Source organism: Streptomyces sp. SAI-135 (assembly GCF_029893805.1).
In the GTDB taxonomy this organism is placed as follows: Bacteria; Actinomycetota; Actinomycetes; order Streptomycetales; family Streptomycetaceae; genus Streptomyces.
Genome location: NZ_JARXYP010000002.1, coordinates 2597213 through 2612216, shown reverse-complemented (window position 1 = coordinate 2612216; position 15004 = coordinate 2597213). Strand labels below are relative to the sequence as shown.

The window sequence follows — 15004 nt, the reverse complement described above, 5'->3', positions numbered from 1 at the left end:
CCGGTCACCGTCACCGGTGACCGGGGCTCCTCAGATCCCGAGCTCCTTCGCCTCGTGCAGCCGGGCGATCGCCTCCTTGTCGCCGTCCAGCTCCACCTTGGCCGCGCTCTGCCGGCCGTACAGGAACAGCAGCAGCTCCGACGGCTCACCGGTCGCCGTCACGACCGGCGTGCCTCGGTGCGCGACCGCCGTCTGGCCGTCCGGGCGGCGCAGGACCAGACCCGTGGGGACACCGCGGCCCATCAGCCGGGCCGTGCGCTCCAGCCGGGACCACAGGGCGTCCTGGAAGACCGGGTCCAGCTCGCGCGGTGTCCAGTCGGGGCGGGCCCGGCGGACGTCCTCCGTGTGGACGTAGAACTCCACCGTGTTCGACAGCTCCTCGACCTGCTTGAGCTGGAACGGCGAGAAACGCGGTGGGCCCGTGCGGATGAGCTGGATCAGCTCCTCGTAGGGCTTCTCGGAGAACTCGGCCATCACCCGGTCCAGGCGGGACGCGAGCTGCTTGATCAGCAGACCGCCGGCGGCATCGGGACGGCGCTCGCGCACCACCACGTGCGCCGCGAGGTCACGGGTGAGCCAGCCCTCGCAGAGGGTCGGGGCCTCCGGGCCCTCGGCCTCCAACAGGTCGGCCAGGAGAAGTCGTTCACGCTTGGCGAAAGTCGACATGCAGTCAGCCTACGACCGTGTCCCGGGTCCGCCCAGTGGACACCGCGCCAGGCTTGTCAGTGGCGCGCGGCACAATGGCACCCATGAGCAGCACGCACCGGCCCAGCAGCCTCGACCCCGAGATCGCCGCGCGCCTCAAGCGCAGCGCCGACGGGCTCGTCCCCGCCATCGCCCAGCAGTACGACACCGGTGAGGTGCTCATGCTCGGCTGGATGGACGACGAGGCGCTGCACCGCACGCTGACCACCGGTCGCTGCACCTACTGGTCGCGCAGCCGCCGGGAGTACTGGGTCAAGGGCGACACCTCCGGCCACGTCCAGTGGGTCAGGTCCGTCGCCCTCGACTGCGACGCCGACACCGTGCTGGTCAAGGTGGACCAGGTCGGCGCCGCCTGCCACACCGGCGCGCGCACCTGCTTCGACGCGGACGTGCTCCTCAAGGACGGCGCCGGTTCCGGTCCGGCCGCCCCGGATCAGTAAGGTCAGCGGCCATGGACCTCGAGACCTTCCGCAAGCTGGCCGCCGACCGCCGTGTCATCCCCGTCACGCGCAAGCTCCTGGCCGACGGCGACACCCCCGTCGCCCTCTACCGCAAGCTCGCCGCCGAGCGCCCCGGCACCTTCCTGCTGGAGTCCGCGGAGAACGGCCGCTCGTGGTCCCGCTACTCCTTCGTGGGCGTGCGCTCGGCCGCGACCCTGACGGCCCGTGACGGCCAGGCCCACTGGCTCGGCACCCCACCGGTCGGCGTCCCCGTCGACGGCGACCCGCTGGCCGCCCTGCGCGCCACCATCGAGGCCCTGCACACCCCGCACCAGGAGGGCCTGCCGCCCTTCACCGGCGGCATGGTCGGCTACCTCGGCTACGACATCGTCCGCCGCCTGGAGAAGATCGGCCCCGGCGAGCGCGACGACCTGAAGCTGCCCGAGCTCACCATGCTCCTGACCAGCGACCTCGCCGTCATGGACCACTGGGAGGGCTCGGTCCTGCTGATCGCCAACGCGATCAACCACAACGACCTCGACACCGGCGTCGACGAGGCCCACGCGGACGCGGTGGCACGCCTGGACGCCATGGAGGCGGACCTGTCCCGCGCGGTGGCCCAGCCCCCGGCGGTCCTGCCGCCCTCCGAGCTGCCCGAGTACACCGCGCTGTGGGGCGGCCCCGACTTCCAGGCGGCCGTCGAGGACATCAAGGAGCGCATCCGGGCCGGCGAGGCCTTCCAGGTCGTCCCCTCGCAGCGCTTCGAGACACCGTGCACGGCGAGCGCGCTGGACGTCTACCGGGTCCTCAGGGCCACCAACCCCTCCCCGTACATGTACCTGTTCCGCTTCGACGGCTTCGACGTCGTGGGCTCCTCCCCCGAGGCCCTGGTCAAGGTCGAGGACGGGCACGCCATGGTCCACCCCATCGCCGGCACCCGGTGGCGCGGGGCGACCCCGCAGGAGGACCAGGCCCTCGCCGACGAACTGCTCGCCGACCCCAAGGAGCGCGCCGAGCACCTGATGCTGGTGGACCTCGGCCGCAACGACCTGGGGCGGGTCTGCGAGCCGGGCTCGGTGGAGGTCGTCGACTTCATGTCCGTCGAGCGGTACTCCCACGTCATGCACATCGTCTCCACGGTCACCGGCAAGGTCGCCGAGGGCCGTACCGCCTTCGACGTCCTCACCGCCTGCTTCCCGGCGGGCACCCTCTCCGGCGCCCCCAAGCCCCGGGCGATGCAGATCATCGACGAACTGGAGCCGTCCCGGCGCGGGTTGTACGGCGGCTGCGTCGGCTACCTCGACTTCGCGGGCGACTCCGACACCGCGATCGCCATCCGCACGGCCCTCCTCCGCGACGGCACGGCCTACGTCCAGGCCGGCGCCGGCATCGTCGCCGACTCCGACCCGGTCGCCGAGGACACGGAGTGCCGCAACAAGGCGGCGGCGGTCCTGCGGGCGGTGCACACGGCGAACCGACTGGGCGAGTAGGGCGATTCTCACGGAGCCCCGGGTGACCGTTCGCCCCCGGTTCGGGTGATAGTGGGGTACGTGACTGCCGTACCTCACCCCCGTTCAGAAGCCGCAGGACCCGCAAGGGCCGGCCGCCTCAGTCTCGCCATAGCTCTGCTGTCCGGTGCGCTCGGCGCGGCCGTGGCCCTGCTCGCGACCCGTCAGCGCTGGTCGGAGGGGACCGCGACGGTGGCCGGCGGCGCGTTCCCGCTGACCGCCAAGGGCAGCGACGTGACCGGTGTCCCGGCCGCGCTGGCCATAGTGGGACTCGCCGCGCTGGTCGCCGTGTTCGCCGTACGCAAGGCGGGGCGGCTGCTGGTCGCCGGGGTGCTGGCGCTCTCCGGCGCGGGCATCGTGACGGCGGCGTCGATCGGCGCGAACGACTCGTCCGCGCTGGACGAGCAGGCGGCGAAGGCGTCCGGGGACACCTCGGCGACGGTCTCCGCGCTGAGCCACACCGCCTGGCCGTACGTGGCCGTGGTGGGCGGTGCGCTGATTCTTCTGGCCGGGCTGCTCGCTCTTCGGTACGGGCGGTTGTGGCCGGCGATGTCGGGGCGGTACGAGCGGGACGGGGCGCCTCGGGCACGTCGTAAGGCCGTTGTCGTGGATCCCGACCGGCCCGAGGACATCTGGAAGGCGCTGGACCGCGGGGAGGATCCGACGGGGGCGTAGCGGCCGGATTCCGGCTGCGGGTCCGTGGGGGCTGGTCGCGCAGTTCCCCGCGCCCCTGTGGGGCGCGTCCAGGTGACCCCCGAACACGCCGCGCCCTTGCGTGCGGAACAATGGACCCCGAGCGACCGGCTCAGTCACGTACTTTCAGCACCTAGGAGCAAGCAATGGCGGGCAGCAGCCACGGTCACACCCCGGCCGCCTGGACCGGTGTCACTATCGCCTTCATCGGTTTCTGCGTCGCGGGCGCCTTCATGGTGATGGCCCAGCCGGCGGGCTTCTGGGCCGGTATGGCGATCGTGGTCGTCGGCGGAATCGTCGGCTGGATCATGAGCGCGATGGGGATGGGCATGCCGAAGGACACCCACAAGCCGCTCGCCACCGCACAGCCCGAGTCGGCCGACGCCAAGAGCTGACCCGCGGACCTCGTGAAGGGGCGGCCCGGCGAAAGTGCCGGGGCCGCCCCTCACGCGTTCGACGGCGGGGCGGGGGACAATGCCAGACGTGAACGCCGAAACAGAGCGCGTGCTGCCCCGGACCGGCCTGCCGGGGCGCCTGGCCGTCCCGGGCGGGATCCTCGCGGCCGTCGCCGGGGCCTTCGTGTACGTGGGTGCCGTGGACCCCAACGAGCCCGGCCACTACCCCGTCTGCCCGCTCTACCGGATCACCGGCCTGTACTGCCCCGGCTGCGGCGGACTGCGCAGCGCGCACGCCTTCGTCCACGGCGACTTCCTGGCCGCGCTCCAGGACAACGCGATGGCCGTGGTGGGCTATCTGGGCTTCGCCGTGCTGTGGACCGTCTGGGTGGTCCGCGCGGCCCGCGGACGGCCGTTCGGGCTCGGCCTCGGACCCGTGCACCTGTGGACGGCGGGGACATTGCTGCTGGTCTTCACCGTTGTCCGGAACCTGCCGTTCGGTGGCTGGCTTCATCCTTGATCAACTGGCGAATGTCCAGGTAGTGGGACCGGCGTCAACCGGATGCGAGGGCTACGCCCTCCTGCGGATACCATCGCAGTGACCACTGTTTTCATCGGTCGCTGGAACTGTCAGCCGTCTGGAAGGGGGCCGCTCGCGTGAGTGTGCTCGACGAGATCATCGACGGAGTCCGTGCCGACCTCGCGGAACGGCAGGCGCGCGTCAGCCTCGACGAGCTCAAGGAGCGCGCGGCGAAGGCTCCCGCGGCCAAGGACGGCGTGGCCGCACTGCGCGGCGACGGCGTCAAGGTCATCTGCGAGGTGAAGCGCTCCAGCCCCTCCAAGGGCGCGCTGGCCGCGATCGCCGACCCGGCGGGCCTCGCCGCCGACTACGAGGCGGGCGGCGCGGCCGTCATCTCCGTCCTCACCGAACAGCGCCGCTTCGGCGGCTCGCTGGCCGACCTGGAGGCCGTCCGCGCGCGCGTGGACATCCCGGTCCTGCGCAAGGACTTCATCGTCACGTCGTACCAGCTCTGGGAGGCCCGCGCCTACGGCGCCGACCTCGCGCTGCTCATCGTCGCGGCCCTGGAGCAGCCCGCCCTGGAGTCCCTGATCGAGCGCGCCGAGTCCATCGGGCTCACCCCGCTCGTCGAGGTGCACGACGAGGACGAGGTCGAGCGCGCGGTGGACGCCGGAGCGAAGATCATCGGTGTCAACGCGCGTAATCTCAAGACCCTCGAGGTCGACCGCGGCACCTTCGAGCGGGTCGCCCCCGAGATCCCCGCCCACCTGGTCAAGGTCGCCGAGTCCGGCGTCCGCGGCCCGCACGACCTGATCGCCTACGCCAACGCCGGCGCCGACGCGGTCCTGGTGGGCGAGTCCCTGGTCACCGGCAAGGACCCGAAGACGGCGGTGGCGGACCTGGTGGCGGCGGGCGAGCATCCCGCACTGCGCCACGGGCGCGGCTGATCCTTCGGTAGAGTTGCGCCGATGACTCTCACGACGACCACGGACAGGTACGCCCGCCTCGCGCGCGGCTGCCGCCCTCGTGGCTGCCGCGCGCCCGCACGCAGGGTGCATGGTCGTCGGGTCCGGTATGTCATCGGTGACGAACCGGGACAGGTGAACGGCCGTCGATGGCAGCGCGCCCTCTAGGGGCGCGGGGAACTGCGCGACAAGCCACAGGCGGCCGTCAGCCGTCTTACAAACCCCGCCCCCACGGCGATTAGGTATGTCCCAACTCACCGTGAGGTTCAGCCATGCCCAGCGAGTTCTTCATCCCCGACCCCGGAGGCCAGGTCCCCAGCGCCGAGGGCTACTTCGGCGCGTACGGCGGCAAGTTCATCCCGGAGGCCCTCGTCGCCGCCGTGGACGAGGTCGCCGTCGAGTACGACAAGGCCAAGCACGACCCCGAGTTCGCCCGTGAGCTCGACGACCTGCTCGTGAACTACACCGGCCGCCCCTCGGCGCTCACCGAGGTGCCGAGGTTCGCCGAGCACGCCGGCGGCGCCACGGTCTTCCTCAAGCGGGAGGACCTCAACCACACCGGCTCCCACAAGATCAACAACGTCCTCGGCCAGGCCCTGCTCACCAAGCGCATGGGCAAGACCCGGGTGATCGCGGAGACCGGCGCCGGCCAGCACGGTGTCGCCACCGCCACCGCCTGCGCGCTCTTCGGCCTCGAGTGCACGATCTACATGGGCGAGATCGACACCCAGCGCCAGGCCCTCAACGTGGCCCGGATGCGCATGCTCGGCGCCGAGGTCATCGCCGTGAAGTCCGGCAGCCGCACGCTGAAGGACGCCATCAACGAGGCCTTCCGCGACTGGGTCGCCAACGTCGACCGCACGCACTACCTGTTCGGCACGGTCGCCGGACCGCACCCCTTCCCGGCCATGGTCCGCGACTTCCACCGGGTCATCGGCGTCGAGGCCCGCCGCCAGCTCCTGGAGCGGGCCGGCCGGCTGCCCGACGCGGCCATCGCCTGCGTCGGCGGCGGGTCGAACGCCATCGGCCTCTTCCACGCCTTCATCCCCGACACCGGCGTACGCCTCATCGGCTGCGAGCCCGCCGGACACGGCGTGGAGACCGGCGAGCACGCGGCGACCCTCACCGCGGGCGAGCCCGGCATCCTGCACGGCTCCCGCTCCTACGTCCTCCAGGACGAGGAGGGTCAGATCACCGAGCCGTACTCCATCTCGGCCGGTCTGGACTACCCGGGCATCGGCCCCGAGCACTCCTACCTCAAGGACTCCGGGCGCGGCGAGTACCGCGCGGTCACCGACGACGCGGCCATGCAGGCCCTGCGCCTGCTGTCGCGCACCGAGGGCATCATCCCGGCCATCGAGAGCGCCCACGCGCTGGCCGGTGCCCTGGAGGTCGGCAGGGAGCTCGGCAAGGACGGGCTGATCGTCGTCAACCTGTCCGGACGCGGCGACAAGGACATGGACACGGCAGCACGCTACTTCGGCCTCTACGACACGGACGCGGCCGTCGCCGCGGACGAGGCCGGCACCGGCGCGGAGATCGAGGGGGACGCCAAGTGAGCGGGAACATCCAGCTGTTGACCGACACCCTCGCCGCCGCCAGGGCCGAGGGACGGTCCGCGCTCATCGCCTACCTCCCGGCCGGGTTCCCGACCGTGGACGGCGGCATCGAGGCGATCAAGGCCGCCTTCGACGGCGGCGCGGACGTCGTCGAGGTCGGTCTGCCGCACAGCGACCCCGTCCTCGACGGCCCCGTCATCCAGACCGCCGACGACATCGCCCTGCGCGGCGGCGTCAAGATCGCGGACGTGATGCGGACGGTGAAGGAGACCCACGCGGCCACCGGGAAGCCGGTGCTCGTGATGACGTACTGGAACCCCATCGACCGCTACGGCGTCGAGCGCTTCACCGCCGAGCTCGCCGAGGCGGGCGGCGCGGGCTGCATCCTGCCCGACCTGCCCGTGCAGGAGTCGGCGCTGTGGCGGGAGCACGCCGAGAAGCACGGGCTCGCCACGGTCTTCGTGGTCGCGCCCAGCAGCAAGGACGCACGGCTCGCCGAGATCACCGCGGCCGGCAGCGGGTTCGTGTACGCAGCCTCGCTGATGGGCGTCACCGGTACCCGCGAGTCGGTGGGCGCCCAGGCGCAGGACCTCGTCGAGCGGACCCGGGCCACCGGCAGCGACCTGCCGGTCTGCGTCGGGCTCGGTGTCTCCAACGCGGCGCAGGCCGCCGAGGTGGCCGGCTTCGCCGACGGTGTGATCGTCGGCTCGGCCTTCGTGAAGCGGATGCTGGACGCGCCGGACGACAGGGCCGGCGTCGAGGGCGTCCGCGCGCTCGCGGGCGAGCTGGCCAAGGGCGTGCGCCGACAGGCGTAGACAGGCCGTACGCCTGTCAGAGCGTGACGGAAAATTCGGTCACTCGAACGGGTGGACCTGGGGCCGGGGAGGCGCGGTGCGCCTCCCCGGTTCGTTCTGCGGGTGTGAGCGAGAAGAACCGTGAGGGAAAGCGCACCGCCCGGGAGCGGCTGGCGGAGGAGCGCGCGAAGCAGAGGACCGCGGAGAAGCGGCGCCGGGTGCTGATCGTGGGGGCGAGCGTGGTCTGCGTCCTCGGTCTCGCGGCCGTGATCGGTGTCGTCGCGGCCAACGCGGGCAAGGACAAGGACAGCGACGCCTCGGGCCCGGTCGTGGTGCCCTCGGGGGCCAACGGCCAGGACAGCCTGGCCATCCCGGTCGGCGAGGAGGGGGCCAGGTCGACGCTGGTCGTCTGGGAGGACTTCCGCTGCCCGGCCTGCAAGGCATTCGAGACGGCGTACCGCCCGACGATCCACGAGCTCACCGGGTCCGGCAAGCTCAAGGTCGAGTACCACCTGGCCACGATCATCGACGGCAACATGGGCGGCACCGGCTCGCGCAACGCGGCCAACGCCGCGGCCTGCGCCCAGGACGTGGGCAAGTTCCCGGCGTACCACGACGTGTTGTACGAGAACCAGCCCGCCGAGACCAGCGACGACTACGCGAAGAACGAGAAGCTGCTCGACCTGGCGCAGAAGGTCGACGGCCTGGACACCCCCGCGTTCCGCACCTGTGTCGAGAAGGGCACCCACAACAGCTGGGTCGAGAAGTCGGCGGCGGCGTTCCGCAACGGCGGCTTCAGCGGCACGCCGACCGTCCTGCTGAACGGCAAGAACATCTACCAGGACCAGACGATGACTCCGGCGAAGCTGAAGCAGCAGGTGCAGGAAGCCGCCAAGGGGCAGTGAATTCAGGTCCGCCTGTTATGGACCCGTTGCCGGGCCGCCTGCCGTGGGCCCGGCCCGGCAGGGTAGCGTCGACCCTGCCATGGAACTTGCCTACATTCCCAGCCCGTCGCGCGGGGTGATCCACCTCGGTCCCATCCCGCTGCGTGGCTACGCGTTCTGCATCATCATCGGCGTCTTCGTCGCGGTCTGGCTCGGCAACAAGCGCTGGATCGCCCGTGGCGGGCGGGTCGGCACGGTGGCCGACATCGCGGTCTGGGCCGTGCCGTTCGGACTGCTAGGCGGCCGCCTCTACCACGTGATCACGGACTACGAGCTGTACTTCAGCGAGGGCCGTGACTGGGTCGACGCCTTCAAGATCTGGGAGGGCGGCCTCGGCATCTGGGGCGCGATCGCGCTCGGTGCGGTGGGCGCGTGGATCGGCTGCCGCCGCCGGGGCATCCCGCTCCCGGCCTACGCCGACGCCATCGCCCCCGGTATCGCCCTCGCGCAGGCCATCGGCCGCTGGGGCAACTGGTTCAACCAGGAGCTGTACGGCAAGCCGACCGACCTGCCGTGGGCCCTGCACATCACCTCCTCCACGGACGGCCGGGTGCCGGGCTACTACCACCCGACCTTCCTGTACGAGTCGCTGTGGTGCATCGGCGTCGCCCTGCTGGTCATCTGGGCCGACCGCCGCTTCAAGCTGGGCCACGGGCGGGCGTTCGCGCTGTACGTCGCCGCGTACTGCGCGGGGCGCGGCTGGATCGAGTACATGCGGATCGACGACGCCCACCACATCCTCGGGCTCCGGCTCAACGTCTGGACCGCGATCATCGTGTTCCTGCTCGCGGTGACGTACATCGTGGTGTCGGCGAAGAAGCGGCCGGGACGCGAGGAGGTCGTCGAGCCGGGCGCGGACACCGCCGACGGCGAGGCCGAGGACAGCGAGAAGACCGGCGCCGACGAGAAGGCAGAGGCCGACGAGAAGGTGGAGGCCGAGGGGAAGACCGAGGCCGAGACGGCCGAGACGGCCGACGAGGCCGAGTCGGCGAAGAAGTCCTGACGGTCGGACGTACGTCGACGAGGGCGCCCCGCAGCAGCGGGGCGCCCTCGTCGTGTGTCAGCCGCGATGGGCCAGGGAGAGGGTGCGGTGGGCCTGGGTCACCACCGCCGCGTCGATGAAGGTGCCGTCCGCCAGGGCCTGCGCCCCCTGGTGGGCCTCCGCCGCCTTCAGGACGGTCTCCGCCTGTTCGATCTCCTCCTGCGTGGGGAGGTAGGCCCGCTCGATCACCGGGAGCTGGCGGGGATGGACGGCCGCCCGGCCCAGGAAGCCCAGGGCACGGCCGTGGGCGCAGCCGGCCCGCAGACCCTCCAGGTCCCGGATGTCGGGGTGGACCGACTGGGACGGGGGAGGAAGGGCCGCGGCCCGCGCCGCCACGACCACCCGGGAGCGGGCCCAGTCCAGGCCCCCGTCGTGCCGGACGCCCAGGTCGGCACGGAGGTCGGCCTCGCCGAGGGCGATGCCTCGCAGGTTCGGGTGGGCGGTGGCGACGGCGTAGGCGTGCTCGATGCCCAGGGCCGACTCCAGGAGGGCGTACAGGGGTGGGGCGGCGCCGCCTTCCGTCCGGGCCGTCGCCCGGGCGACGCGGACGATCTGGGCGGGGGCGGTGACCTTGGGCAGGCGGAGGCCGGAGACGCCCGGGAGGCCGGCCATCGCCGCGAGGTCCGCCACCGCCAGGGGGCCGGCCAGGGCGTTCACCCGTACATGGACCGGGACCGGCTGGGGGTCGCCGAGACGTTCGGCGGTGGCCTCGCGGGCGTACCGCTTGCGGTCGGGGGCGACCGCGTCCTCCAGGTCGACGACCACGACGTCGGCGCCCGCGGTGAGAGCCTTGTCCACCACGTGCGGGCGGTCGCCGGGCACGTAGAGCCAGGTCAGCGGGTACGGCCTCACAGGGCGCCCTCCTGGCGCAGGGCCGCCAACTCGGCCTCGCTCAGGCCCAGTTCCGTCAGGATACGGTCCGTGTCCGCGCCGTGCGGGCGGCCCGCCCAGCGGATCGCGCCGGGGGTCGCGGAGAGCCGGAAGAGGACGTTCTGCATGCGCAGGGGGCCCAGCTCGGGGTCGTCGACCGTGGTGACGGTGTCGAGCGCCTGGTACTGCGGGTCGGCCATCACGTCCCGGACGTCCTGGATCGGGGCGATCGCCGCCTCCGCCTTCTCGAAGGCCGCGAGGACGTCGGTGCGGGTGCGTGCGGCGATCCACGAGCCGACCGCCGCGTCGAGGACGTCGGCGTGGGCGGCCCGCTCGGCGCCGGTCGCGAACCAGGGTTCGTCGATCAGCTCCGGGCGGCCGACCAGGTGCATCACGCGTTCCGCGATCGACTGGGCCGAGGTGGAGACCGCGACCCAGGTGCCGTCGGCGGTGCGGTAGGTGTTGCGGGGGGCGTTGTTGGCGGAGCGGTTGCCGGTGCGCTCCTGGACGTGGCCGAGCTGGTCGTACCAGGTCGGCTGGGGTCCGAGGACCGTCAGGATCGGCTCGATGAGGGCCATGTCGACGACCTGGCCCTCGCCGGTGCGCTCCCGGGCCGCGAGCGCCGTCATCACCGCGTACGCCGTGGCCAGGCCCGCGATGGAGTCGGCCAGGCCGAAGGGCGGCAGCACCGGCGGGGCGTCCGGTTCGCCGGTGATCGCCGCGAAGCCGCTCATCGCCTCGGCGAGGGTGCCGAAGCCGGGGCGGTCGGCGTAGGGGCCGAACTGGCCGAAGCCCGTGACGCGGGTGAGGACCAGGCGGGGGTTGGCGGCGGACAGCTCGGGCCAGCCGAGGTCCCACTTCTCCAGGGTGCCCGGGCGGAAGTTCTCGATGACGACGTCCGCGGAGGCGGCCAGCCTGAGGAAGGTGGTCCGGCCGCCCGGCTTGGACAGGTCCAGGGTGATCGTGCGCTTGTTGCGGCCCAGGACCTTCCACCACAGGCCGATGCCGTCCTTGGAGGGGCCGTGGCCGCGGGAGGGGTCCGGTTTGGTGGGGTGCTCGATCTTGACGACCTCGGCGCCGAAGTCGCCGAGCAGGGTGGCGGCGAGGGGGCCGGCGAAGAGGGTGGCCGTGTCGAGCACGCGCAGGCCGTGCAGGGGGGTCTCGGTCATGACGTGTACCGGGCTTCGATCTCGGAGCGGTAGGGCATCGACGCCGAGGCGCCTTCCCGCTGGACGGACAGGGCGGCGGCCGCGGCGGCCCAGGCCATCGCCTCCCGGATCGGCCGTTCCTCGCCGAGGGCGACGGCGAGGGCGCCCACGTACGTGTCGCCCGCACCCGTGGAGTCGACCGCGGTGACCCGTGGGGCGGGGACGGCGAGGGGTTCGGCGTCCCGGGTCAGATACAGGCTGCCCGCCTCGCCCAGCGTGATCACCACGCGCGGGACGCGGTCGAGGAGGGCGGCGCCCGCTGTGAACGGGTCGGTGTGGCCGGTGAGGGTGGTCGCCTCGTGTTCGTTGGGCACCAACAGGTCCGTCGCGTCGAGGAGTTCGGCCGGCAGGGGCTGGACCGGGGCGGGGGTGAGGATTGTCCGGACGCCGTGGGAGCGGGCCGTCCGCGCGCCCGCGAGGACCGCCGCCAGGGGGATCTCCAGCTGGAGGAGCAGGGCGTCCGCCGAGGCGATCAGGCCCTCGTCGCCGGGGGCGAGGTGGTCGACGGTGCCGTTCGCGCCGGGGATGACGACGATCGCGTTGCCGCCCTCGTCGTCCACGACGATGTGGGCGGTGCCGGAGGGGCCCTCGATGGTGCGCAGGTGGTCGGTGGTGACGCCGGAGTGTTCGAGGGTGGAGCGCAGCCGGGTGCCGAAACCGTCGTTGCCGACCGCGCCGATCATCGAGACGGTGGCGCCGGCGCGGGCCGCGGCGATCGCCTGGTTGGCGCCCTTGCCGCCGGGGATCGTACGGAACTCCCTGCCGGTGACGGTCTCCCCGCGCCGGGGGGCCTTCTCGACGTAGGCGACCAGGTCCATGTTCGTGCTGCCGAGCACGGCGATGTGGGTCATGGGCGAGCAGCCTCCCGGTGGGTGAGGTGGGCCAGGGTGTCGAAGCCGGTGCCGTTGAAGTCGGCCACGGAGGTCGCCAGGCGGTTCTTCAGCGGGGCGGTCCAGTGGTCGGGGAGGTGTTCCGGGGCGCCGGCCAGGAGGGCGGCGATGCTGCCTGCCGTGGCGCCGTTGGAGTCGGTGTCCCAGCCGCCGCCGACCGCCCGGCGGACGGAGCCGGTGAAGTCGCCGTCCGCGTGGGTGAGGGCGGCGGCGATCAGCGCGGTGTTGGGGATCGCGTGGACCCAGTGGTGGGTCGCCGCGTAGGTGGCGTGGAGTTCGTCCACCACCGTGTCGAAGTCCTCGTGCCGCTCGGCCAGTCGGACGGCGTGGGTGATCGCCTTCGCCAGCCGGGAGTTCGGCGGGACCACACCGAGGCCGGTGCGCAGGCAGGTGCGGATGTCGGGGGTGGCCGCGGCCTGGGCGATCACGGCGGCCGTGAACATCGCCGCGTAGACGCCGTTCGCCGTGTGGGTGAGGGTGGCGTCCCGGTGGGCCTGTTCGGCCGCGGCCGCCGGGTCGCCGGGGTTGGTCCAGCCGTGCACGTCCGCGCGGATCAGGGCGCCGATCCATTCGCGGAAGGGGTTGCGCCTGCGGGCCGTTCCGGGGGGTTCCAGGCCCTGGAGGAGGTTGCGGTAGGCGATCCGTTCGGCGGTGAAGGTGCGGCCGGCGGGAAGCTCGTCGAGCCAGAAGCGCGCCACGTCCGCGGTGGTGAAGGCCTTGCCGTGGCGTTGCAGCAACAGCAGGTTCAGCAAAGGGTAGTTGAGGTCGTCGTCCTCGGGCATCCCGTCGATGTTCTCGGCGAGGGAGGTGGCGGCGGAGCGGCGGTTCCAGGGGTGGGCGGCGAGGAGTTCGGCGGGGACGCCCTTCGCCGTGAAGTAGGTGCGCAGGGGCCAGTTGCCGGTGGCCCGGGCGAGTGCGCGGATGGCTTCGAGGGGGAGCTTCTCCACGGGTTTGCCCAGGAGGCAGCCCACGGCCCGGCCCAGCCAGGCCGCTTCCAGGGCGGCCCTGGTGAGGGGGGCGGGGGAGGCGGGCGCGGGCCACGCCGGGCAGCGGGCCCTGATCCTCGCGAGGTCGGTGGGCTCGTCGTCGGCCAACACGCTGGGCAGGTCCGCCAGTTCGTCCAGCAGGTCCTCCGCGAGCTGCCGCAGATACCTGGACGCGGGCTCGGCCGAGGCGCCCGCCCGGGCCGGTGCCTGGCCGCCTCCCGCGGCTCGCCATCGCGCCGCGACGGCCGACGGTTCCCTGCCGTCCTGGGTCGCCTGGCGGAGTTCGTGGCCGATGAGGTCCTCCGGTTGGACCCAGGTCAGTCGGAGCATCTCGCGCCTCCGAGTTCCGCGAAGGCCGCCTCACGGGTCCTGCGGTGGGCCCTGTCCCGCTCGAAGACCTCCCGGGTCACGGCCGTCAGCGTCGCCGCCGGTTCCCACAGGTCCAGGCGGCTCGCCTCCGAGACCGCCTTCGACCAGTCGTCCGGGACCGGCGAGCCCAGCGCGCCCGCCATCGCCCCGGCCATGGTGGCGATCGAGTCGCAGTCCCTGCCGTAGTTCACCGCGCCGAGGACCGCATGGCGGTAGTCGCCCCCGGCCACCAGCAACATCGCCAGGGCGATGGGGAGTTCCTCGATCGAGTGGAGACGGGAGGGGCGGCGGGCGCCGAGGGAGGGGGCGCGGTAGTCGGGGCCGACGGTGTCGTAGGGAGCGACCGCGTCCCGCAGGGGGCGCAGGGCCGATTCGAAGTCCGTGTGCCGGGCGGCCACTTCGCAGACCTTCTCGATCGCCGTCCGCGTCCCGTCCTTCGCCAGCCGCAGACAGGCCGTCACGACCGAGTCGGGGCCGGCGCCCGGCTCGCACGCGGCGGCCACCGCCGCCGCGAGGACCCCCGCCGCCTCTCGGCCGTACGACGACTGGTGGGCGCCCGCGATGTCCAGGGCCTCGGTGTAGGCGGCCCGCGGGTCGGCCGCGTTGACCAGGCCGACCGGGGCCATGTACATCGCCGCACCGCAGTTGACGATGTTGCCGACGCCTGCCTCCCGGGGGTCGACGTGTCCGTAGTGGAGACGGGTGACCAGCCACTTCTCCGCGAGGAAGACGCGGTGCAGGGGGAGCGCCTCCGCTTCCAGTTCCGGGATCCAGCGCGGGTTGGTCATCAGGTCGGGGACCAGGTGGTCGGCGATCGCGTAGGCGTCGAGGTGGTCCCTGACGCGGTCGTAGACGCGGATCAGCGCGTGGGTGAGCAGGGTGTCGTCGGTGACGTGGCCGTCGCCCTTGTGGTACGGCGCGATGGGGCGGGCGGTGCGCCAGGCGTCGCCGTTCCAGGGGCCGACGATGCCGTGGACGCGGCCGGCGTGGCGTTCGAGGATCTGGTCGGGGGAGTAGCCCTCGACCGGGCCGCCGAGGGCGTCGCCCACCGCCGCGCCCACGAGGGCTCCGGTGATGCGTTCGTGGAGGGTGCTTTCCGGGATTTTGGGCGTCATG

16 protein-coding genes are annotated in these 15004 nt (G+C 72.6%); 10 read left to right on the top strand and 6 right to left on the bottom strand.

Going from position 1 to position 15004, the window contains the following annotated elements; genetic code table 11:
* Positions 1–30 precede the first annotated feature (30 nt).
* Positions 31–666 (bottom strand): TIGR03085 family metal-binding protein, encoded by a 636-nt coding sequence (locus M2163_RS16310; protein ID WP_280894306.1) that lies wholly within the window; start codon positions 664–666, stop codon positions 31–33.
* 83 nt (positions 667–749) lie between these two features.
* On the opposite strand from M2163_RS16310, the gene hisI reads away from it, so the two are divergent.
* The 10 genes from hisI to lgt all read left to right on the top strand — a co-directional run bounded on the left by hisI (position 750) and on the right by lgt (position 9526).
* Positions 750–1145, top strand: a complete 396-nt coding sequence (hisI, locus tag M2163_RS16305) for a phosphoribosyl-AMP cyclohydrolase (RefSeq protein WP_280852053.1) — start codon at positions 750–752, stop codon at positions 1143–1145.
* Positions 1146–1156: 11 nt separating this feature from the next.
* A complete protein-coding gene (locus tag M2163_RS16300) occupies positions 1157–2635 on the top strand; it encodes an anthranilate synthase component I (RefSeq protein WP_280852054.1) in 1479 nt (492 codons plus the stop codon).
* 51 nt (positions 2636–2686) lie between these two features.
* On the top strand, positions 2687–3328 hold the full coding sequence (locus M2163_RS16295) for a TIGR02234 family membrane protein (RefSeq protein WP_280852055.1): 642 nt from the start codon (positions 2687–2689) through the stop codon (positions 3326–3328).
* 164 nt (positions 3329–3492) lie between these two features.
* A complete protein-coding gene (locus tag M2163_RS16290) occupies positions 3493–3741 on the top strand; it encodes an HGxxPAAW family protein (protein WP_280852056.1) in 249 nt (82 codons plus the stop codon).
* Positions 3742–3820: 79 nt separating this feature from the next.
* Positions 3821–4261 carry a DUF2752 domain-containing protein gene (locus M2163_RS16285; protein ID WP_280852057.1) on the top strand — a complete coding sequence of 147 codons (441 nt, stop codon included), beginning with the start codon at positions 3821–3823 and terminating at the stop codon, positions 4259–4261.
* Positions 4262–4398: 137 nt separating this feature from the next.
* Positions 4399–5208, top strand: a complete 810-nt coding sequence (gene trpC, locus M2163_RS16280; RefSeq protein ID WP_280852058.1) for an indole-3-glycerol phosphate synthase TrpC — start codon at positions 4399–4401, stop codon at positions 5206–5208.
* 290 nt (positions 5209–5498) lie between these two features.
* Positions 5499–6785, top strand: a complete 1287-nt coding sequence (gene trpB / locus M2163_RS16275; protein ID WP_280852059.1) for a tryptophan synthase subunit beta — start codon at positions 5499–5501, stop codon at positions 6783–6785.
* Positions 6782–7600: a tryptophan synthase subunit alpha gene (gene trpA / locus M2163_RS16270; protein WP_280852060.1), complete on the top strand. Its 819-nt coding sequence runs from the start codon at positions 6782–6784 to the stop codon at positions 7598–7600. Before trpB ends, trpA begins: the two co-directional genes overlap by 4 nt.
* 104 nt (positions 7601–7704) lie before the next feature.
* Positions 7705–8484: a thioredoxin domain-containing protein gene (locus M2163_RS16265; RefSeq protein WP_280852061.1), complete on the top strand. Its 780-nt coding sequence runs from the start codon at positions 7705–7707 to the stop codon at positions 8482–8484.
* Between the two features lie 79 nt (positions 8485–8563).
* On the top strand, positions 8564–9526 hold the full coding sequence (lgt, locus tag M2163_RS16260; RefSeq protein WP_280894305.1) for a prolipoprotein diacylglyceryl transferase: 963 nt from the start codon (positions 8564–8566) through the stop codon (positions 9524–9526).
* A 57-nt stretch (positions 9527–9583) separates the two neighbouring features.
* On the opposite strand, the gene M2163_RS16255 is transcribed toward lgt, so the two are convergent.
* From M2163_RS16255 to M2163_RS16235, 5 genes are read right to left on the bottom strand one after another with little or no spacing between them, the layout of a single operon-like run.
* Entirely contained in the window at positions 9584–10417 is an 834-nt protein-coding gene (locus tag M2163_RS16255; RefSeq protein ID WP_280852063.1) for a CoA ester lyase, read from the bottom strand.
* Entirely contained in the window at positions 10414–11604 is a 1191-nt protein-coding gene (locus M2163_RS16250; RefSeq protein ID WP_280894304.1) for a CoA transferase, read from the bottom strand. The genes M2163_RS16255 and M2163_RS16250 overlap by 4 nt, the downstream gene beginning before the upstream one ends.
* Positions 11601–12494, bottom strand: coding sequence for a ribokinase (gene rbsK, locus M2163_RS16245; protein WP_280852065.1), 894 nt, complete (start codon positions 12492–12494; stop codon positions 11601–11603). Before rbsK ends, M2163_RS16250 begins: the two co-directional genes overlap by 4 nt.
* Entirely contained in the window at positions 12491–13849 is a 1359-nt protein-coding gene (locus tag M2163_RS16240; RefSeq protein WP_280894303.1) for an ADP-ribosylglycohydrolase family protein, read from the bottom strand. Before M2163_RS16240 ends, rbsK begins: the two co-directional genes overlap by 4 nt.
* Positions 13837–15003, bottom strand: a complete 1167-nt coding sequence (locus M2163_RS16235; protein WP_280852067.1) for an ADP-ribosylglycohydrolase family protein — start codon at positions 15001–15003, stop codon at positions 13837–13839. Before M2163_RS16235 ends, M2163_RS16240 begins: the two co-directional genes overlap by 13 nt.
* Position 15004 lies beyond the last annotated feature (1 nt).